Origin of the sequence: Sphingomicrobium arenosum (assembly GCF_026157085.1) — a bacterium.
Taxonomy (GTDB): domain Bacteria; phylum Pseudomonadota; class Alphaproteobacteria; order Sphingomonadales; family Sphingomonadaceae; genus Sphingomicrobium; species Sphingomicrobium arenosum.
This window is the reverse complement of the sequence record NZ_JANPVN010000001.1, coordinates 789,860-811,226: the sequence shown is the minus strand read 5'-3', so window position 1 is coordinate 811,226 and position 21,367 is coordinate 789,860. Positions and strand designations below refer to the sequence as shown.

Below are 21,367 nucleotides of genomic sequence, written 5' to 3'. Positions count from 1 at the left end.
CCGTTTATTCGTCCCGGGCCTTGCCCGCCTTCTTGCGGCGATTGGCGTAGAGCAGCGCGGCGACGATCGCTGCCGAACCGACGCCGACCGCGACGCCCGCAGCCTTGATCGCCTTGCGGTTGGACTTGGCACTCTCGGCCGTCTCGACGGCGGCATTCTGCTTCTTGTTCTTCTTGCTCATGCGCGCTCCTTAGGCAGGCGCGCGCCGCATTCCAAGCGCTTCGTGCGCCGAGGCGTGGCATGAAGCGGCCCAGTCCCTTGCCGCGCCTTGGCGGCGCGCAGGCGAGCGCGTCCGATCCCGCCGTCCATGCCGCGCTATCCGCCTCGGCGGGCACGGGCAAGACGATGGTGCTGACGAGCCGTGTGCTGCGGCTCCTGCTGCGCGGCGTGTCGCCCGGCGCGATCCTGTGCCTGACCTTCACCAAGGCGGCGGCCGCGGAAATGTCGAACCGCATTTCGGCGCGGCTCGCCAGTTGGGTGCGGATGGACACGCAACATTTGAAGCTCGATCTCGCCAATCTCGGGGAAAAGAGCGACGAAGAGACGCTGAAGCGCGCGCGGCAATTGTTCGCGCGGCTCCTCGACACGCCCGGCGGCCTGCGGATCCAGACGATCCACGCTTTCTCGCAGTCGCTCCTTGCCAGCTTTCCCGCCGAGGCAGGGATCGCCCCGGGGTTCGAGGCGATCGACGATCGCGGCGCGGACCGGCTTGTCGGCGAAGTGCTTGCCGATCTCGCCAGCGAGGCCGCTGCCTCGCCCCTGCCGCCCGAACGAGAGTTCCTCGCCGATCTCGAGGCGCTGAGCCTCCGGCTCGGACAGGAAGGCGCCACCAGCTACCTCAAGGGCTGCGCCGCTTTCCCGCGCGCCTTCGCGAGATTGTCGGAGCAGGGCGCGATCGAGCCGTGGCTTCGCGACTTGTCCGAATTGCCTCGCGAGGGGACGGCCGAGGACATTCTCGCCGCGAAATTGCGCCACATCGATGATGCGCTGTTCGAGGGGCTGATCGCGGCCAACAGGGCCTGGGGTAGCGGCAAGAAGGCCGTGGCGATCGTCGCCAATCTGACGGCCTTCCGTGCGGCATCGCCCGAGGAGCGTGCGGCGCTGCTGCCGTCGGTCGCTGCCAATATCGTCAAGCAGGACGGGGACATCTGCAAGCCGGTGGCAAAGCAACTGACGGCCGAGCCCGATTATGCGGCGCTCGCGCAGCAATTTGCAGATTGGTGGAACGAGCTCGCCAATCTTCCAGCCCGCCTCGATTATGTCCGCGACCTCGCCGCCGCCTTGCGCGCCGGGCAGCGTTTCACGGCACGTTATGCGCGGGTCAAGCAGGCGCGCGGGCTCGCCGATTTTACCGATCTCATCGAATGGACATTGGACCTGCTCGCCCAGCCCGGCATCGGCGACTGGATCCGCTTCAAGCTCGATGCCCGGATCGACCATGTGCTAGTCGATGAGGCGCAGGACACCAATGCGGCGCAATGGCGCATCATCGAGGCGATGGCCGACGAATATTTCCACGGCAATGCGGAGACCGAGGACCGGTTTCGTACGCTCTTCATGGTCGGCGACTTCAAGCAGGCCATCTACGGCTTCCAGGGATCGCAGCCCGAACAGTTCGTCGCCGCGCGCGAACGCTTTGCAAGGCTTGCCGCCGAAGCGCGGGCGGCCGCCATCGACGAGCAGCCGCGCGCGTTCGAGGAATTGTCGGTTTCCACGAGTTTCCGCTCGAGCGGCGCGGTGCTGGGGCTGGTCGACCGGGTGATCGAGACGGTGGGGCCCGAGGCGATGGGCCTGCCCGCCGCGCCGCCGCCGCACCGGGTCGCCGACCATCATGCCGAGCGCTTCGGGGCGGTCGAACTCTGGCCCGCCTTCGATTTCGACGCCGAGAGCGCAGGCGATGAGGGAGCGGGCGAGGAAGACTGGATCGACCTCCGCGATCGCCATTATGCGGCGACACTGGCGGGCGAGGTCAAGGAGATGATCGACGGCGGCACGGCGCCCGGCGACATCCTCATCCTGCTCAGGCGGCGCAGCGAACTGGCCTCGCTCATCGTCGCGCGCCTGTTCGCTGCGGGGGTGCCGGTGGCGGGGGTCGACCGACTGTTCCTGTCGCGACCGCTGGCGGTCCAGGACCTTCTCGCCGCGATGCGCTTCGCCACGCAGCCGGGCGACGATCTCGCGCTCGCCTGCCTGTTGGTCGGACCGCTCATCGGATGGAGCCAGGAGGAATTGGCCGCCCTGGCGATGGGGCGCGAGGGCAAGGGCCTGTGGCGCGCCTTGCAGGAGGACGAAGGCCGGCGCGCGATGGAAGCGCGACGCGTGCTGGATCCGCTGCTCGGCATGGCCGATTTCACCGGCCCCGGCGCTTTTCTCGAAGCCATCTTGTCGGGTCCGATGGACGGGCGGCGCAAGCTGATGGCGCGGCTCGGCCACGATGCGCGCGACCCGATCGAGGAATTGCTCAATGCCGCGCTCGACTTCGAACGGGGCGAGGTGGCCAGCCTCGACCATTTCCTCAGCCAGATCGAGGCCGATGACAGCGAGGTCAAGCGCGAGGCGGGGGGACGCGGCGAGGAAGTGCGCGTCATGACCGTACACGGCGCCAAGGGGCTGGAATCGCCCACGGTCATCCTTGCCGATGCAACGTGGGACCCCGATGCGGGCGGGGCGCGCCCGACCATCGTGCTGCCGCTCGGCGATCTGGGCGAGATGCCGTTGCTGCGCCCGCGCAAGGCCGAACGCGGGCCACCCTTTGCCGCCTCGCTCGAGGCCCTGGAGGCGCGCGAGCGCGAGGAACATTGGCGGTTGCTCTATGTCGCGCTGACCCGCGCCGAGGAGCGGCTCATCATCGCTGGGCCACGCCCCCGCAAGCGCGGCGGCGGGGAAGGGCTCGCGCCTTTGGCCGAGGACAGTTGGCACACCGCGGTGGCCCGCGCCTTGGCGAGAATGGACAGCGAAACGCTCGAACGCGACTGGGCGAAGACTGACGGGCTGCTCCATGTCAGCGGACGGGCAAAAGGCAGGCCGCGCGCTCTCATCGCAGAGGAACGGCGGATCGAGCTGCCCGAATGGGCGCAGCGCCCCGCGCCGGTCGAGGCGAGACCACCGCGCCCGCTCGCGCCTTCGGCGTTCGAAGGGATGGAGGAACTGGCGTTCCCGCCCGTCAGCGAGGAGCAGCGCGGCGCGGCGCGGCGCGGTACGCTGATCCATGCGCTGCTCGAACGGCTGCCCGCGGTGCCGCGTGAGCAACGGCGCCAGACCGCTATCCATTGGCTGGGGGCGAGCCACGAGGTGCCCGAGGCCGACGCCGCCGAACTGGTCGATGCGGCGCTCGGGGTGATCGAGGCGCCGGAACATCGCGCCCTGTTCGGTCCGGAGGCGCTTGCCGAGGCCCCGCTCGCCGCCACGCTGTCCGACGGGCGCGTCATTGCGGGCACGGTCGACCGCCTGCTGGTCGAGGAGGACCGCGTGCTGGTCGTCGATTTCAAGACCGGGCGCTTCGTCCCTGACAGCGCCGAGGCGGTCCCCGACGCCTATCGCCGCCAAATTGCCGCCTACAAGGCCGCGCTCGAGCTCATCTTCCCGCGCAAGCGGGTCGAGAGCGCACTGCTCTACACGGCAGGGCCACGACTCATCGCAATGGATTGAGGCTCCACCCTTGAGCATGGCGCCCGGCTCCCCCATATGGCCCGTCAAACTTGCATCAAGGAGAAGGCTCGCATGGCCACCAAAGCTGTCACCGACCAGAGTTTCCAGTCCGACGTCCTCGACGCCGACAAGCCGGTCCTCGTCGATTTCTGGGCCGAATGGTGCGGGCCGTGCAAGATGATCGGCCCGGCGCTGGAGGAAATCTCGGACGAGCTGGCGGACAAGCTGACCATCGCCAAGGTGAACATCGACGAAAATCCCGAAACGCCCGGCAAATATGGCGTGCGCGGTATTCCGACGATGCTGCTGTTCAAGAATGGCGAGCCGGTCGCGCAGAAGGTCGGCGCTGCCCCCAAGACGCAGATCCAGCAATGGGTCGAAGGCGCGCTCTGATCGCACGCCTGCTTTGATTGACGAACGGTCGGGTCGCTCCTACATCGCAGCCCGACCGTTTTTCTTATGGGCGGGGCATCTGTGCCCACCTGTCCCAGCCCCCAGATTCGTTAGGGAAATTGCATGTTCGCCGGCCTCGCCAAATCGATCTTCGGTTCATCGAACGACCGCTATGTCGCCAAGCTCCGCAAGATCGTCGATGTCATCAACGGCCACGAGCCCACCTTCGAGGCGATGAGCGACGAGGAATTGCAGGGTATGACCCAGCAGTTCCGCGACCGCCACGAGGCGGGCGAGAGCCTGGACGACCTCCTTCCCGAGGCCTTCGCGGTGGTCCGCGAGGCGGCCAAGCGCGCCTTGGGCCAGCGGCACTATGACGTGCAGATGATCGGCGGCATCGCGCTGCATCGCGGCGAAATCGCCGAGATGCGCACGGGCGAGGGCAAGACGCTGGTGTCGACGCTGGCGGCCTATCTCAACGCCATTCCCGGCAAGGGCGTCCATGTCGTCACCGTGAACGACTATCTCGCCAAGCGCGACGCCGAGTGGATGGGACAGGTTCACCGCTTCCTCGGCCTGAGCGTCGGGGTCATCGTCCCCAACATGATGGAGCCCGATCGGCGCAACGCCTACAAGGCCGACATCACCTATGCGACCAATAACGAGCTGGGCTTCGATTACCTGCGCGACAATATGAAGATGAGCCGGACCCAGATGGTCCATCGGCCCTTCAATTTCGCCATCGTCGATGAAGTCGACTCGATCCTGATCGACGAGGCACGCACGCCGCTGATCATCTCGGGCCCGACCGACGACAAGAGCGAGCTCTATATCAAGGTCGATGCCATCGTCCGCACCCTCGTCGAGGACGATTATGAGAAGGACGAGAAGATGCGCAGCGTCGTCCTTACCGAGGACGGCACCGAAAAGCTCGAGCGTCTGCTCGAACAGGCCGAGCTGATCGAGGGCACCAACCTTTACGATGTCGCCAACACGCAGGTGGTTCACCACGTCAACCAAGCGTTGAAGGCCAATGTCCTGTTCAAGAAGGACACCGACTATGTCGTGAAGGACGACGAGGTCGTCATCATCGACGAGTTCACCGGGCGCATGATGGACGGGCGCCGCTGGTCCGATGGTCTCCACCAGGCGGTCGAGGCCAAGGAAGGCGTGCCGATCAAGCCCGAGAACCAGACGCTCGCCTCGATCACCTTCCAGAACTATTTCCGCATGTACCCCAAGCTGTCGGGCATGACGGGCACGGCGCTGACCGAAGCACCCGAGTTTCATGACATCTACGGCATGGATGTCGTCTCGATCCCGACCAACCTGCCGGTCCAGCGGATCGACGAGGAAGACGAATTCTACAAGAATTTCGGCGACAAGCTCGCCGCCATCGCCAAGGAGATCAAGGCGCGGCAGGAAAAGGGCCAGCCGGTCCTCGTCGGTACCGTCTCGATCGAGAAGTCCGAGATGCTGTCCGAGTTCCTGACCAAGGAAGCCATCCAGCATAACGTGCTCAATGCGCGCTTCCACGAGAAGGAAGCCCATATCGTCGCGCAGGCAGGCCGCATCGGTGCGGTCACGGTGGCGACCAACATGGCCGGGCGCGGCACCGACATCCAATTGGGCGGCAATGTCGATTTCCGGGTCGAGGACGAACTCGCCGACATGGAGGACGGCCCCGCCAAGGATGCCGCGATCGAGAAGATCAAGGCCGAGGTGGCCGAAGAGCGCCAGAAGGTGAAGGATCTCGGCGGTCTGTTCATCCTCGCCACCGAGCGCCACGAGAGCCGCCGTATCGACAACCAGCTGCGTGGCCGCGCCGGTCGCCAGGGCGATCCGGGGATGAGCCGTTTCTACCTCAGCCTCGATGACGATCTCCTGCGGATCTTCGGACCGCAAGCCGCCTTCGCCAAGCTGATGAACAAGAACCTGCAGGATGGCGAGGCGATCACCCATCCGTGGATCTCCAAGGCCATCGAGACCGCGCAGAAGAAGGTCGAGGCGCGCAACTATGACGTGCGCAAACAGGTCGTCGAGTTCGACGATGTGATGAATGACCAGCGCAAGGTCATCTACGAAATGCGCGCCGACGTCATGGATGCCGAGACCGTTGGCGACGTGGTCGAGGACATGCGTCACGACACCATCGCCGGGCTCGTCACCCACCATGCGCCGCTCGGATCCTTCCCCGAGCAGTGGGACATCGAGGGGATGAAGGCGAGCTTCGACGAAGTCATGGGCCTCCAGCCGCCGCTCGAGGAATGGGTTCAGGAAGACACCGTCGACCAGGAATTGTGGATCGACCGGATCGCGGACCAGGCCGATGCGGTCATGGCCGACAAGCTCAAGGAGCTCGAACCCGAGCGCTGGGCGCAGGCCGAAAAGCAGATCCTCATCGGCGCACTCGACACGCATTGGAAGGACCATCTGGCCACGCTCGACAGCCTCCGCCAGGTCGTCGGCCTGCGCAGCTATGCGCAGAAAAAGCCGATCGACGAATATAAGAAGGAGGCTTTCCTCCTGTTCGAACGCCTCATGGTGACGCTGCGCGAGGAGGTCACCAAAACCATCATGCGCGCGCAAATCCAGGTCGAGCCGCCGGTCGCCGCGCCGCCGCCGGTGCCGCACATTCCCGACTTCATCACCTCGCACTTCGACCCCTTGTCGGGCGACGACAACAGCGCCGATGTCGATGCCGGGACGGGGGCCATCATGTCGAGCCTGCCGCCGCGACAAAGCCCCAAGCCTGCCGCCCCGCAGGAGGTCATGGACGCCGCGCCGACGGGTGAGTTCACGCCGCCGGCGAGCCGCAATTCCCCCTGTCCATGCGGTTCGGGCCGCAAGTACAAGCATTGCCACGGGGCTCTATCCTAAGGACTTTTATGCCAGCCATCGATCGTTCCGCTCTGCGTGCCGCCTATCGCGCCGAGGAAAATGCCATTGTGTCGGAGCGGATCGACCAGGCCCGCCTGACGCCTGACCAGGCCGAGGAGGCAGAGGCAACCGCTGCCACGCTCATCCGTGCGATGCGCGAGCATAAGGCGGTGGGCATCGATGCTTTCATGCAGGCCTATGACCTCGGCTCGGACGAGGGGATTGCGCTGATGTGCCTCGCGGAGGCCTTGCTGCGCATCCCTGACGCCGAGACCATCGACGACCTCATCCACGACAAGCTGGCGGGACCCGACTGGGCGGAGAAGCTCGGCCAGTCCCGCTCGACCTTCGTCAATGCCGCGACCTTCTCGCTCCTCATGACGGGCAAGGTGCTCGAGGAGGCCAATGACAGCGCCGAGGGGTGGCGCGCTGCGCTGGGCCGTGCCGTCGGTCGCCTTGGCGAACCTGTCATCCGCACCGCCGTCGGGCAGGCGATGAAGATTCTGGGGCGTCAGTTCGTCTTCGGCCGCACCATCGACGAGGCGCTGCAGCGGGCGCGTCCCGAGATCAAGCGCGGGCTCAGCCACAGCTTCGACATGCTCGGCGAGGCGGCGATGACGCATGCCGATGCGGCGCGCTATGCCAAGGCCTATGAGGCCGCGATCGATCGCTTGGGCGAGGAGGGGCGGCAGGACACGTTCCACGGCGCGCCCGGGATTTCGGTCAAACTCTCGGCGCTTTATCCACGCTACGAATGGAGGCATGCCGAGGAGGCGAAGGCCGCCATCGTTCCCGTTCTTACCGATCTTGCCCGTAAGGCGGCCGCCGCCAACGTCCACCTGACCGTCGATGCCGAAGAGGCCGACCGTCTCGAACTCAGCCTCGACATCATCGAGGCGATCGCTGCCGACGACAGCCTGTTCGCCGACGGGTGGGAAGGCTTCGGCATGGCGATCCAGGCCTATCAGAAGCGCGGGGTGCATAGCTGCGACTGGGCCATCCGGCTCGCACAGACCTATCGCCGCAAGCTGTTCGTACGGCTAGTGAAGGGCGCCTATTGGGATACCGAGATCAAGGCGGCGCAGGTCGCCGGGCTCGAGGACTATCCCGTCTTCACCCGCAAGCTCGGCACCGACGTCTCCTATCTCGCCTGCGCGCGCAAGCTCCTGTCGGCGACCGGCTCGATCTTCCCGGCCTTTGCCACGCATAACGCCAATACGATTGCGGCGATCAAGGCGATGGCCGGGCCGCGCCCCGGCGCCCCGGGTTTCGAATTCCAGCGCCTCCATGGCATGGGCGATGAACTTTACACCGAACTCCACGCGCTCGAGGACGGGCTGGGCGAACAGCATAGCCCGGTGCGCATCTATGCGCCGGTCGGCAGCCATAAGGAACTGCTCGCCTACCTGGTGCGCCGCCTGCTCGAAAATGGCGCCAACTCGTCCTTCGTCAATCGCATCGCGGACGAGCGCGTCAGCGTCGACGATCTCGTGCGTGATCCCGTCGCGCTGATGGAAGCGATCGAACCCAAGCGCAATCCGGCGATCCCGCTGCCCGACCAGATCTTCGGGCTTGGCCGCCGGAACAGCGCAGGCGTCGACCTGTCCGATCCGCTGGTGCGCGAGCCGCTGATGAAGCGTCTCGAGGCGCTCAAGGAGGAGAGCTACGAGGCCATCCCGACCGAGCGCTCGAAGGACGAGCATCCGGTGCGCCGCATTACCAGCCCTCATGACGATCGCATCGAGATCGGCCTCGTCCACGAGGCGACCGAGGGCGCGATCGACCGCGCCATGCAGGCCGCCGCCGCCGCCCAGCCCGCTTGGGATCATCTCGGCGGCGAGAAGCGCGCGCAGCTGCTCGACAAGGCCGCCGACCTGTTCGAGGAGCATGCCGAGACCTTCTTCAGCCTGTGCATGCGCGAGGCGGGAAAGACGCTGCCCGACGCGATCCTCGAGGTGCGCGAGGCAGTCGATTTCCTGCGCTATTATGCCGCCGAGGCGCGCCAGAAATTCTCGCATCCCATCCCGCTGCCCGGGCCGACGGGCGAATTGAACGAACTTCGGCTCCACGGACGCGGGGTGTGGACCTGCATCAGCCCGTGGAATTTCCCGCTGGCGATCTTCACCGGCCCGGTCGCCGCCGCGCTGGCGTCGGGCAATGCCGTCATGGCCAAGCCGGCCGAGCAGACCCCGCTCATCGCCGATTTCGCCATCGACCTGTTGCACCAGGCCGGCATTCCGCGCGACATCGCGCAATTCATGCCTGGCGACGGCAAGGTTGGCGCGGCGCTGGTGGCGCATCCGCTGACGGCAGGGGTGGCCTTCACCGGCTCGACCGAGACCGCGCGCATCATCAACCGCACTATCGCCGACCGACAGGACGGGCCGATCGTCCCGCTGATCGCCGAGACCGGCGGGCAGAATGCGATGATCATCGATAGTTCGGCCTTGCCCGAACAGGTCACGCGCGACGTGGTGGCCTCTTCCTTCCAGTCGGCGGGCCAGCGCTGCTCGGCGCTGCGCGTCCTCTACATCCAGGAGGATGTCGCTGACGGCATGATCGAGATGATCAAGGGCGCGCTGGAAGCGCAGACGATCGGCGATCCGCGCGAGCTCACCACCGACATCGGGCCGGTGATCGATGCGCAGGCGCGACAGGCGCTTCGTCGCCACCTCGACTGGCTCGACCATCACGCCAAATGCATCGTGCGCCGCGACGTGCCCGACGCGGTCGACGCCCACGGCTATTTCGTGTCGCCCAGCATCTACGAGATCGAGGCGCTGTCGCAGCTACAGGGCGAAAATTTCGGCCCGATTCTGCACGTCATCCGCTGGAAAGCGGGCGAATTGCCGAAGGTCGTCGAGGAGATCAATTCCACCGGCTATGGGCTGACGCTTGGCCTGCAGAGCCGGATCGACCTCAACCGCCGCTACGTCGAGCGCCATGCGCGCGTCGGCAACCTCTACGTCAACCGCAACCAGATCGGCGCGGTGGTCGAAAGTCAGCCCTTTGGCGGCGAGGGCCTGTCAGGCACCGGCCCCAAGGCGGGCGGCCCGCACTATGTCGAACGCTTCGCGACGGAGCGCGTGACGTGCGTCGATACGACGGCGGCGGGTGGCAATGCGAGCCTGATGGCGTCACTCGAAGGCTAGGCCGCAAAGCTGCGCTATGCTGCAGCCGGGCTAGCGGCTATCCCCGGTCGATGACTGACGAGATCCTCGCGACCGATCGACTGATCCTCCGCCGATGGAGGGAGAGCGACGTCACGCCCTATGCCGCGATGTGCGCCGATGCCGAGGTCATGCGCCATATCGGGGACGGGTCGATACGCAGCGCCGCGGAAACGCGTGCTTCCGTCGCGCGGATCGAGGCGGCATGGGATGCGCATGGCTTCGGCCTATTCGCGCTCGAGCGTCGTGATGATGGGCGTTTCATCGGCTACACCGGCTTGTCGATCCCGACCTTCCTGCCCGAGGTGATGCCGAGCGTCGAAATCGGATGGCGGCTGTCGCGTGAAAACTGGGGGCAGGGGCTGGCGAGCGAGGCCGCCGCCGCCGCTCGAGATTTCGCTTTCGAGCGGAAAGGCCTTGCCGACCTCGTCAGTATTTTCCAGCACGGCAATCACGCTTCGGCCCGGATCGCCTCGAAAATCGGGATGCGAAGCGAGCGCGAGACGATCGACCCGGGAAGCGGGCGCAGCGTCCACGTCTATCGAATTTACGCTGGCGAACGGTCCTGAAAAACCAAAGGCGCGGTCCGAAGATCCGCGCCTCAAGTCACTGCCGGTGAAGGAAAAATGGCTCCCCGAGTTGGATTCGAACCAACGACCAAGTGATTAACAGTCACCTACTCTACCGCTGAGCTATCGGGGAGCAGCCCGAAGGCAGTGGCAACGCGTATAGCGCGTCATTTTCATGATGCAACCGCTTTTTATCCGGTTTCGAACTGCTCCAGCGCGATGCGTTCATCGAGCGCGTGATCGGGGTCGAACAGCAGCGTCATCGGGCGCGAGCGGTCGAGTTCGACAGTCACGCTGGTGACGTCGCGGACCTCATATTGGTCGGCCACCGCCGACACCTTGCGATCCTCGGGGTCGTGCACGGTGAAGGTCACGCTGGTGTCTTCGGGCAGGATCGCGCCGGGCCAGCGGCGAGGGCGGAACGGGCTGATCGGGGTCAATGCGAGCATGTTCGCCGACAAGGGCAGGATCGGCCCGCCGGCGGATAGGTTGTACGCCGTCGAGCCTGCGGGTGTCGCCACCATCACGCCATCGCACACGAGCCGCTCGATGGCCGGGCGGCCCGCGACCTCGATGGCGATCTTGGCGGTGCGGCCGGTTTCGCGCAGCAGGCTCACCTCGTTGATCGCAGGGCGCGTCACCACGCTGCCGTCGAGCCGGGTTGCCGTCATCTTCAAGGGCAGGATGTCGATCGGCTTGGCGGCCGCGATGCGCGCTTCGAGATCGTTCTCGCGCCACTCGTTCATGAGGAAACCATAGGTGCCGCGGTTCATGCCGAAGACGGGACGCTGGGGGATGTCGCCCTCGAACATTTGGTGCAGCGTGCGCAGCATGAACCCATCGCCGCCGACGGCGAGCACCGTATCGGCATCGGCGATGTCGGCGAAATCGAATCGCTGCCGTAACGCTTCACCGACGCTCGCCGCTTGCGGGCGCTGCGACACGACAAGGCCGATCCTTGGGCCGATCCGCGGGCCGATCCGGGGCGATTTGCTCATCGAAAATGCCTCAAATACGTAAGTCTTGGGCCAAGGCATAGGAGAATGGGTCGCTTTAGGCTACTGTCTCATTGAGGGGCAGGAGGATGACGCCCGCTTGCGCCTCGCCGCAGTCAGGGTGGAAGAGGGGGGCATGTTGCAACGTCCCGAACCAGCGATGAGCGAGATGCCGACCGGCGAGCACGACCCGGACCTGTTCGAAGCGCTGACCGAGCGCGCCATCTCGATTCACTATCAGCCCATGATCGACCTCGCGTCGGGGCGCGTCATCGCCGCCGAGGCGCTGGCACGGTGGGAGCCAACGGGCGCGGGTGCCGACGCATTGTTCCAGCGTGCTCGCGCTGCCCAGCTCGAGGGGCCCTTGTCGCGCTCGGTGCAATATGACGCTCTGGAGAAGGCTGCACGGTGGGAAGGGCCCCTGGCAGGCATCGGCCTGTCGCTGAACCTGCTGCCCGATGAATTGCTCGACCGCGACTTTCCCGAAAGCTTTATCGACATGTTGCGCGACAGCGGCTTTCCGCCCGAGCGCCTGACGCTCGAACTGGTCGAGAATGGCCATGTCGCCGAACATCCCGAAGCCGCGCGACGCCTGATGCAATTGCGTAGCCTCGGCATTCGCATTGCGGTCGATGATTTCGGCACCGGCTATTCGAGCCTTGCCTATCTCACCAGCCTGCCGATCGACACGCTCAAGATCGACCGCGGGCTAATCGCCGACATCGTCGGGGGCGACAAGGATCGCATCGTCGTGCGCGCGCTCCTCAAGATGGCGCAGGAGCTGGGCATGCGCACGGTCGTCGAGGGCGTGGAAAATGCCGCGCAGCTCGACCTGCTCGGCGAATGGGGCGCCGACCTCTATCAAGGGTTCCTTGGTTCAGGACCGCTCGACGAGGATGCGCTGGGGCGCTTCGTCGCCTTCGCCAATCGCGCGCGCAATTAGGCCGGTTCGGGCTTCTTCGCCTTTTTCGACGCCGCGCGCGCGACCTTGGATAGGCCGCGGCTCAATTGCAGCGCGCCATTGATGCGGTCATGCTCGCCCGGCCAGTTGCCCGAAACGACGAGCTTGCCGTCGGGGCGTAGGCGCGCGCGCCCCTTCAATCGTTCGACATAGGCAATGAGCCCCGGCACGTCGGCGAAGCCATCCTTGGCAAACTGCACCACCGCGCCCTTGGCGCCGGCGTCGAGCTTGGCAATGCGCGCCTTGCGGCAGTTGACCTTGATCTCGATGACCTCGAGCAAATTCTGTGTTTCCTCCGGCAGCTTGCCAAAGCGGTCGATGAGCTCGGCGGCGAAGGCGTCGATGTCGGCGCGGCTCTCGAGGTCGCCCAGGCGACGGTAGAGCCCCATGCGCAGGTCGAGGTCGGCGACATAATCCTCGGGGATGAGGATCGGGGCCGCGACATTGATCTGCGGGTTGAGGCTGTCGCCCGACACCTCGCCGCCACCGTCCGCCTTGATCTGGACGATCGCCTCCTCGAGCATCGACTGATAGAGTTCGAAGCCAACTTCCTTGATGTGCCCAGACTGCTCGTCGCCGAGCAGATTGCCCGCGCCGCGCAGGTCGAGATCGTGGCTGGCGAGCTGGAAGCCCGCGCCGAGATTGTCGAGATTGGCGAGCACCTGGAGGCGCTTTGCCGCGCTGTCGGAGACAAGGTGCGGCTCGGGCGTCGTCAGATAGGCATAGGCCCGTGTCTTGGAGCGTCCGACGCGCCCGCGCAGCTGGTAGAGCTGGGCTAGACCGAAGCGATCGGCGCGGTGGACGATGAGCGTATTGGCGCTGGGGATATCGAGCCCGCTTTCGACGATGGTGGTCGACAGGAGCACGTCATATTTGCGGTCGTAGAAAGCGCTCATGCGCTCTTCGACCTCGGTCGGGCTCATCTGGCCGTGCGCGACAAGATATTTCACCTCCGGTACCTCGTCGCGCAGATATTCCTCGATGGCGGGGAGGTCGGCGATGCGGGGAGCGACATAGAAGCTCTGGCCGCCGCGATAATGTTCGCGCAGCAATGCCTCGCGGATGACCACGGGGTCGGTCGGCATGACGTAAGTGCGCACAGCGAGCCGGTCGACCGGTGGGGTCTGGATGACACTGAGATCGCGCAGGCCCGTCATCGCCATCTGCAGCGTGCGCGGGATCGGCGTGGCGGTCAGCGTCAGGACGTGGACGTCAGACTTCAGCGCCTTCAGCCTCTCCTTGTGGGCGACACCGAAATGCTGCTCCTCGTCAACGATGACGAGGCCGAGCTTCTTGAACTTGACCGACTTGCCGAGGAGAGCGTGGGTGCCGATGACGATATCGACATTGCCCGCCTCGAGGCCTGCCTTGGTCTTCTTCGCCTCGGCGGGGGTGACGAGCCGCGACAGGCGCCCGATTTCGACCGGGAAGCCTTGGAAGCGCTCGCAGAAATTCTGGTAATGCTGGCGCGCGAGGATGGTGGTCGGGGCGATGACCGCCACCTGGAAGCCGGCCATCGCGGCAACGAAGGCGGCGCGCAGCGCCACCTCGGTCTTGCCGAAACCGACATCGCCGCAGACGAGACGGTCCATGGGGCGGCCGCTCTCAAGGTCGGCGAGGACGTCGGCGATGGCGCTCTCCTGATCGTCGGTTTCCTCGTAGGGAAAGCGATCGACGAACTGCGGATAGGCGCTGTCGACCGCAGCGGGCTGGCCCTCGCGAAGCGCGCGCTCGGCGGCGACCTTGATGAGCTTGCCCGCGATCTCGCGGATCCGCTCTTTCATCTTTGCCTTGCGCCGTTGCCATGCCTCGCCGCCGAGGCGGTCCAAGGTCACGCCTTCCTCGCCTGAGCCGTAGCGCGAGAGGACATCGATATTCTCGACGGGCACGTAGAGCTTGTCCTCGCCCGCATATTCGAGCGCAACGCAGTCGTGGGGGGAGCCGCCGACCTCGATGGTGACGAGGCCTTTATACTTGCCGATGCCATGCTCGTCATGGACGACGAGGTCGCCCGGCGTCATCGCCGACAATTCGGCCATGAAGGCATCGGCGCTCTTCTTGCGCTTGTTGCGGCGCACGAGGCGGTCGCCGAGCATGTCCTGTTCGGACAGGACCGCGACCTTGTCCGAGGTGAAGCCATGGTCGAGCGGCAGCACCATGAGCGCGGGTGCCTTGCCGCCAAGGGCCTCCTGCCAGCTGTCCACCATGCGCCGCGCGGAAACACCATGATCCTTCAGCAGGCCATCGAGGCGTTCGCGCGCGCCCTTGGAATAGCTGGCGAGAACGACGGTCCGGCCATCCTTCGACAGCTTGGCAATGTGGTCTGCTACAGCCTCATAAACATTGCTGTTTTGCGCGCGCTCGGGGGCGAAGTCGCGGGGGCCGGACACGCCGATCTCGACGACTTCGTGGCTCGCCGGCGCGGGGAAGGGGGTGGCGAGGTGAATGGGGAGCGATTGCTTTTCCGCCGCCCATTCCTCGTCGGTAAGATAGAGGGCCGAAGGGTCGAGAGGGCGATAGCTACCCGCCTCCTGCGCCTCGACGCGGCGGCGGTTCTGATAATAGTCCTCTACCGCCTCGAGCCTCGACCCCAAGGCGGCGTCGGCATTGACATCGCGCAGGATGACGTCATCCTCGCCGACATAATCCTCGAGCGTCGCCAGCGTCTCTTCGAACAGCGGTAGCCAATGCTCCATACCGGCAAGGCGACGGCCTTCGCTGACGGCCTCGTAAAGCGGGTCGCCGGTCGCGGTTGCGCCAAATTTCTCGCGGTAACGCGAGCGGAAACGCTTGATGCTCGCCTCGTCGAGCAGAGCTTCGGAAGCGGGCATGAGGGTGAAGCCCTCGACCCGCCCGGTCGAGCGCTGGTCGGTCGGATCGAAGGCGCGCATGGTTTCGATTTCGTCGCCGAAGAAGTCGAGACGAACGCCCGAGGAGAAACCTGCCGGGAACACATCGACGATCGCGCCGCGCACGGCGAATTCGCCCGCGTCATGGACGGCATCGACCCGCGCATAGCCGTTGGCCTGGAGCAAGCGCACGAGCTTCTCGCGCTCGATCTCGCTGCCCTCGGTGAGGCGGCGGACCAAGCCCTTGATCCGCGCCGGGCAGAGCATGCGTTGAGCTACGGCGGTGGCGGTGGTGACGACGAGCTGGGGCCGCTTGGGGGAGCGGGCCAAGCGGGCCAGCGCGCCCATCCGATCGGCCATCACCTTCAACGCAGGGCTGGCGCGGTCGTAGGGTAGGCAGTCCCATGCCGGCAGCTGGATGACCTGCACATCGGGCGCGAAGAGGGGGGCGGTGTCCGCGATGGCGCGGAGCGCCGCTTCGTCGGCGACGATGGCCCATGCTCGCCCGCCCTTGTCAGCAGCGCCGCGCGCGAGATCGCCCGCCAGCCAGGGCAGGTAACCAGTCGGCGCGCTCGCCAATGTGAGCGGCGACGTCGCCTTGAGGATCGTCGGGACGGCCTCGCTCAACGCGCGATCCGGATGAAGTCGAGTTTCTGGAGTTTGGTCAGCATCGGACCGTGATAACGCGCAGGGACGGGCAGGGTGCCGATGGCCCAGGCCATGATGTCCACGTCCTGCTCCATCAACAGCGCATCGAACCAGTCCATGTCGGCCTCGCTCATGCTGTCATGATGGGCATCGAAAAAGCCGCCAATCATCATGTCGGCCTCGCGCGTGCCGCGGTGGTGACTGCGATATTTGAGGGCGCCAAGCCTGTCTTTCCTGCGCTCGTCCATGGCTCATCCTTCACACGGCAAAACACCCGCAGGCGAAGCGCCAGCGGGTCGATTGCCGCCCATGTAGGGGCTGGAGAGGTGAAAAGCTAGGGAGCCGACCGCGCCTGCGCGAGCGGCTCCCAGCCGAAAGGTCTAGTGATGCGCATCCATCGACGGGGCATGATCGCAGGTCACGTCGGGGTTGAACTGCGCATATAGGCCGTTGGGATTGGCGCGATGCACCCAGATATGCAGGTCGTAGTGCGGCGCGAAGCCATGCGCCTCGTCGACCGGGGTCGAGGGATCGTCCGCCATTTCATTGTAGATCCGTCCGCGAAAGCTCGGGCGGCGCCCGCCATGCTGCGCGTCCCATGCCGACTTGAAGACAAGGTTTTCGACCGCGACGAGTTCGAGCGAACCATCGGCCTGCGGCTCGTAGACGAGCACGGCGGGCTGGCTGAAATCGGTATGGGTGCCGACCCCGTCGACGCGCTCGCCTGGCTGGCTGGTGAGGCCGAGCAGGTCGGGTCGGAAATAATGCACGCCCATCCCGCCTTCGGCAGGATCGCGGCCCATCATTTCGGCAGTCTCGCAGAAGGGGGCCGGAATGTAGTTTTCAGCCAGCGCGACCTCGACGTCCTGAAAGCGGGCGGTCTGGAGGCGGATCTGGTGCACCGAGGCGTCGGGCTGGGTACGCGGCGGCTGTGCTGGCGCCGCGCCGATCATGCCGGCGGTCCCGAGTGCCATTGCGATCATGGTCATTTTCATTCGTCTTCCCCTGTTTTCTTCCGTCGCTCGCGAGAGGGAAAATGCCGCTTGCGCTTGACCCCGCCAATGCAAATGGTCGAAGCAGGCTATTCAGAAGTGAATAGGGGCATGGCGGACGATCTTTCGATCTTTCTGGCGCTGATGAGCGAGGGGACGACCGGACGCGCGGCAGAGCGCGTGCGCTGTTCGCAGCCGACCGTGGTGCGGCGCATCGCCGCGCTCGAGGAGGAGATCGGCATCACCCTGTTCGAGCGTTCGCCGCAGGGCTATGTCCCCACCGCGGAAGCGCGGGCGCTGGAAGCGAGCGCGGTCGAGGTCGCCCGCGCGCGTCAGTCATTCGACGACCTCGCGACCAGCCTCGTGGAAAGCCGAGAGGTTGCGATCGGGGTGACCTTCCTCGACGACTTCAGGCGTCAGCTGCTGCCCGCGCTGCGCAGCTTCGCCGAACGCTGGCCCGAGGTGCGGGTCGATCTCATCCCCTCCTATGAAATGGTCGACCTGCTGCGTGGCGATGCCGAAATCGCGTTGCGCGGACGGATTGCGCCAGAGGGAGAGGCTTTCATCGTGCGCGAGCTGCCGACGCCGGGGTGGGGCCTCTACGTCGCGCGGGGGCAGGCGAAGCCGCCAGCGCTTGGCGCGGTCGAACCCTTGCGTGCGGCGGGGCTGTCAGGTCCGACCGGCCGACTGCATCCCTTCGAGCTACTTCGCCAACAAGCCGGGGGGTCGTTGATCGAATATCCCAGTTACAGCGCGCTGGTGTCGGCCATCGCGTCCGGCGCGGCGATATCCGCCCTTCCCATCGCAATGGGCGACCCCGAGCCCGAACTCGAGCGTGCTTTCCTGTTCGACGAAGAAGGATTGCCGCCGATCTTCCTCGTCGGTCGCCGCAGCGCCCTGAGACGGCGCCCTGTCCGCGACCTGTTCGACACCATCGCCGAAAGCTTCCACGCACAGCGTGCGAACCTGACGGGGCGACCCGATTGATGCGCCCCGAGATCCTCAATCCGCTTTTCGCCGAGACGCTCGCGCTCGATGGCGTCGGGCCCAAGATCGCCAAGGCACTGGGCAAGCTCAAGCTCGAACGATGCGTCGATCTTGCCTTTCACCTGCCCACGGGGACGATCGAACGGGTCGCGACCGATCGGCTCGGCCTTGACCTTGTTGGGCGGCGGATCGTCATCACGCTGACGCCGATCGACCTGCGCGAGGGCAGGGGGCGGGCGCCCATTCGCATTTTCGCTGCTGACGCGCACGACAATATGGTCGGGCTGACCTTCTTCAACAATCCGGGCTGGGCGAGGAAGCAGTTCCCGCTCGGCGAGAAGGTACGGATCACCGGCAAGCTCGACGCCTATGGCGATGAGCTGCAGATCGTCCATCCGGACAAGGTCGACGAGGACCCGCCGCTATCCGAGCCCGTCTATCCGCTTTCGGATGGGCTCACCAACCGGCGCTTGCGCGACCTCGTCCGACAGGTTCTCGAGCGCGCGCCCGATCTCCCCGAATGGATCGAGTCGTCCGTGAAGAGCGAGCGAGGGTTTTCCGATTGGCGTGGCGCCCTTGCCGCCGCGCATCGCGGCCCGAATGAAGAAGTAGCCAGGGCGCGGCTCGCCTATGACGAGATTTTCGCCAACCAACTGACGCTGTTGCTCGTGCGCCAGTCGGCACGGCGACGCTCGACGCGTCCGCTAGAAGGCGATGGCAGGCTGTCGGGGAAGCTCAAGCTACCCTTCGAGCTCACCAATGCGCAGGCGCGGTGCGTCGGCGAAATCCGCGGCGACATGGCGCAGGAGCGGCCCATGCTGCGCCTCCTCCAGGGCGATGTCGGCTCGGGAAAGACGCTGGTCGCGCTGCTCGCGATGCTCGAGGCGGTCGAGGCCGGGGCGCAGGCGGCGATGCTCGCTCCGACCGAAATCCTCGCGCGGCAGCATTATGAGGGTCTGCGCAAGCTTGCCGAACCCATCGGTGTGCACGTCGCGATCCTCACCGGGCGCGACAAGGGACGCGTGCGGGAATCGACGTTGATGGGGCTGGCCGACGGGTCGATCCAAATCCTCGTCGGCACCCATGCGATCTTTCAGCAGGCGGTCACCTATCACGATCTCGGCCTCGTCGTGGTCGACGAGCAGCATCGCTTCGGCGTGTCGCAGCGCCTCATGCTGTCGGAAAAGGGCAAGCGCCCACCGCACCTCCTCGCCATGACCGCGACGCCCATCCCGCGCACGCTGACATTGACCCAATATGGCGAGATGGACGTCAGCCGGATCGACGAGCTGCCGCCCGGGCGCCAACCGATCGACACGCTGGTCGTGTCGGAAGAAAAGCTCGCCGATGTGGTCGCCGGCCTCGGTCGCCATATCGACGGCGGGGGACAGGCCTATTGGGTCTGCCCACTGGTCGAGGAAAGCGACAAGTCCGATGCCGCCGCCGCCGAGGAGCGCGCAGAAGTCCTCAAGGTGCGCTTCCCGGGCAAGGTCGGGCTCGTTCACGGCCGCATGAAGGGCGAGGAGAAGGATGCGGTGATGGAGCGGTTCGCACGCGGCGACCTCGCCGTGCTCGTCGCGACCACCGTCATCGAGGTCGGGGTCGACGTTCCCAATGCCACGCTGATGATCATCGAGGGGGCGGAGCGCTTCGGCCTCTCCCAGCTCCACCAGCTTCGCGGGCGCGTCGGGCGCGGCACGGGCAAGAGCCGTTGCCTCCTGCTGCGCGGCAACAATCTGTCGGAAACGGGCAGGGCGCGGCTCGCGCTGATGCGCGAGACCAATGACGGTTTCCGCATTGCCGAGGAGGATCTGCGGCTACGCGGGCCCGGCGAGATCCTCGGCACGCGCCAGTCGGGCGACCATGTTTTCAAGCTGGCCGAAGCCGAGGACATCGCCGCGCTCGCGCCCGCCGCACAGGCCGATGCGCAATTACTCCTCGACCGTGACGGCGGCCTTGAAGGCCCGCGCGGTCAAGCCGCGCGCACCTGTCTCTATTTGTTCGAACGCGACGCCGCGGTGGGGCTGCTGAAAGGCGGCTAGGCCTTGAGCAATCCGTGCTTCTTCTTTCCGAGGCTGAGTTTCACGGGCTCGGCCGCGACCGTCACCAGAAGCTGCGGGTCATTGACCGTCTGGTCGTCGAGCTTCACCGCGCCTTCCTTGATCTTGCGCTTGGCCTCGCCGTTAGATGCGCAAAAGCCAAGGCCGACAAGCGCCGCCATGATGCCGATCTCGCCGCCGGTCGACAGGCTCGGGAGGTTCGCGTCCGACGCGCCTTCCTCGAAGGTCTTGCGCGCCGTTTCGGCCGCCTCCTTCGCTGCATCCTCGCCGTGCAGCATCGCGGTGGTCGCATTGGCGAGCGCGATCTTGGCTTCGTTGATGTCGGCGCCGGTCAGGTTCGACAGGCGGTCGATCTCGACAAGCTCGACGTCGGTGAAAAGCTTGAGGAATTTGATGACGTCGGCATCGGCGGTATTCCGCCAGAACTGCCAATAGTCATAGGGGCTGAGCTGGTCGGCGTTGAGCCACACCGCGCCCGCTTCTGTCTTGCCCATCTTCTTGCCATCGGCCGTCGTGATGAGCGGCGTCGTCACTCCGAACAGCTCCTCGGCCCCGCCCATGCGGCGTGTGAGCTCGATCCCGTTGACGATATTGCCCCACTGGTCCGAGCCGCCCATCTGCAGGCGGCAGCCGTAGCGCTGGTTCAGCTCGCGGAAGTCGTAAGCCTGGAGGATCATGTAGTTGAATTCGAGGAAGGTCAGTGGCTGCTCGCGCTCGAGCCGCAGTTTGACGCTGTCGAAGGTCATCATCCGATTGATGGTAAAATGCGGGCCGACGTCGCGCAGCAGGTCGAGATAGTTGAGCGAGCCCAGCCAATCGTCATTATTGACCATGACTGCGCCCGTATCGCTGTCGTCGAAGCGCAGGAAGCGTTCGAACACCTTGCGGATGCTCGCGATATTCGCGTCGATGCCGGCCTCGTCGAGGAGCTTGCGGCTCTCGTCCTTGCCCGAGGGGTCGCCGACCTTGGTGGTGCCGCCGCCCATGACGACGATGGGGCGATGGCCCGCCTGCTGGAGACGACGCAGCAGCATGATCTGGACGAGGCCGCCGACATGGAGCGACGGCGCGGTCGCATCGAAGCCGACATAGCCGGTCACGATCTCTTTGGCCGCAAGGGTGTCGAGACCCTCGGCATCGGTGGTCTGGTGGATATAGTCGCGGCTCGACAGCAGATCGAGGAGTTGGCTCTTGTACGTCATGATGCAGTGGCGA

At 65.7% G+C, this 21,367-nt stretch carries 14 protein-coding genes and 1 tRNA gene; 8 read left to right on the top strand and 7 right to left on the bottom strand.

What is annotated here, in order from left to right:
* Positions 1–4: 4 nt before the first annotated feature.
* Positions 5–181, bottom strand: coding sequence for a hypothetical protein (locus NUW51_RS03790; RefSeq protein ID WP_265562918.1), 177 nt, complete (start codon positions 179–181; stop codon positions 5–7).
* 59 nt (positions 182–240) lie between these two features.
* On the opposite strand from NUW51_RS03790, the gene addA reads away from it, so the two are divergent.
* The 5 genes from addA to NUW51_RS03765 all read left to right on the top strand — a co-directional run bounded on the left by addA (position 241) and on the right by NUW51_RS03765 (position 10,660).
* Positions 241–3,648, top strand: a complete 3,408-nt coding sequence (gene addA, locus NUW51_RS03785) for a double-strand break repair helicase AddA (protein ID WP_265562916.1) — start codon at positions 241–243, stop codon at positions 3,646–3,648.
* Positions 3,649–3,720: 72 nt separating this feature from the next.
* Positions 3,721–4,041, top strand: coding sequence for a thioredoxin TrxA (trxA, locus tag NUW51_RS03780; RefSeq protein WP_265562914.1), 321 nt, complete (start codon positions 3,721–3,723; stop codon positions 4,039–4,041).
* 123 nt (positions 4,042–4,164) lie between these two features.
* Positions 4,165–6,921: a preprotein translocase subunit SecA gene (gene secA, locus NUW51_RS03775; protein ID WP_265562911.1), complete on the top strand. Its 2,757-nt coding sequence runs from the start codon at positions 4,165–4,167 to the stop codon at positions 6,919–6,921.
* An 8-nt stretch (positions 6,922–6,929) separates the two neighbouring features.
* Positions 6,930–10,073 carry a bifunctional proline dehydrogenase/L-glutamate gamma-semialdehyde dehydrogenase PutA gene (gene putA, locus NUW51_RS03770; RefSeq protein WP_265562909.1) on the top strand — a complete coding sequence of 1,048 codons (3,144 nt, stop codon included), beginning with the start codon at positions 6,930–6,932 and terminating at the stop codon, positions 10,071–10,073.
* 50 nt (positions 10,074–10,123) lie between these two features.
* A complete protein-coding gene (locus NUW51_RS03765; protein WP_265562906.1) occupies positions 10,124–10,660 on the top strand; it encodes a GNAT family N-acetyltransferase in 537 nt (178 codons plus the stop codon).
* Between the two features lie 58 nt (positions 10,661–10,718).
* On the opposite strand, the gene NUW51_RS03760 is transcribed toward NUW51_RS03765, so the two are convergent.
* Positions 10,719–10,793, bottom strand: a tRNA-Asn gene (locus tag NUW51_RS03760).
* Positions 10,794–10,851: 58 nt separating this feature from the next.
* Positions 10,852–11,658, bottom strand: coding sequence for an NAD kinase (locus tag NUW51_RS03755; protein ID WP_265562904.1), 807 nt, complete (start codon positions 11,656–11,658; stop codon positions 10,852–10,854).
* Positions 11,659–11,791: 133 nt separating this feature from the next.
* Here NUW51_RS03755 and NUW51_RS03750 point away from each other — a divergent pair, with 133 nt between their 5' ends.
* Positions 11,792–12,598: an EAL domain-containing protein gene (locus NUW51_RS03750; protein ID WP_265562901.1), complete on the top strand. Its 807-nt coding sequence runs from the start codon at positions 11,792–11,794 to the stop codon at positions 12,596–12,598.
* Here NUW51_RS03750 and mfd read toward each other — a convergent pair.
* The 3 genes from mfd to NUW51_RS03735 form a co-directional block, all read right to left on the bottom strand.
* A complete protein-coding gene (mfd, locus tag NUW51_RS03745; RefSeq protein ID WP_265562899.1) occupies positions 12,595–16,092 on the bottom strand; it encodes a transcription-repair coupling factor in 3,498 nt (1,165 codons plus the stop codon). The two genes, NUW51_RS03750 and mfd, sit on opposite strands and share 4 nt — an antisense overlap.
* Positions 16,089–16,361 (bottom strand): FAD assembly factor SdhE, encoded by a 273-nt coding sequence (locus tag NUW51_RS03740; protein WP_265562897.1) that lies wholly within the window; start codon positions 16,359–16,361, stop codon positions 16,089–16,091. The genes mfd and NUW51_RS03740 overlap by 4 nt, the downstream gene beginning before the upstream one ends.
* 132 nt (positions 16,362–16,493) lie before the next feature.
* Positions 16,494–17,102: a hypothetical protein gene (locus tag NUW51_RS03735; protein WP_265562895.1), complete on the bottom strand. Its 609-nt coding sequence runs from the start codon at positions 17,100–17,102 to the stop codon at positions 16,494–16,496.
* Between the two features lie 114 nt (positions 17,103–17,216).
* Here NUW51_RS03735 and NUW51_RS03730 point away from each other — a divergent pair, with 114 nt between their 5' ends.
* Both NUW51_RS03730 and recG read left to right on the top strand, forming a co-directional pair.
* Complete coding sequence (locus tag NUW51_RS03730; protein WP_265562892.1) at positions 17,217–18,092, top strand: LysR family transcriptional regulator; 876 nt, start codon at positions 17,217–17,219, stop codon at positions 18,090–18,092.
* Positions 18,092–20,134, top strand: coding sequence for an ATP-dependent DNA helicase RecG (gene recG, locus NUW51_RS03725; protein ID WP_265562890.1), 2,043 nt, complete (start codon positions 18,092–18,094; stop codon positions 20,132–20,134). Before NUW51_RS03730 ends, recG begins: the two co-directional genes overlap by 1 nt.
* Here the strand turns inward: recG and tyrS are convergent.
* On the bottom strand, positions 20,131–21,354 hold the full coding sequence (gene tyrS, locus NUW51_RS03720) for a tyrosine--tRNA ligase (RefSeq protein WP_265587915.1): 1,224 nt from the start codon (positions 21,352–21,354) through the stop codon (positions 20,131–20,133). The genes recG and tyrS overlap by 4 nt on opposite strands.
* Between the last annotated feature and the right edge of the window lie 13 nt (positions 21,355–21,367).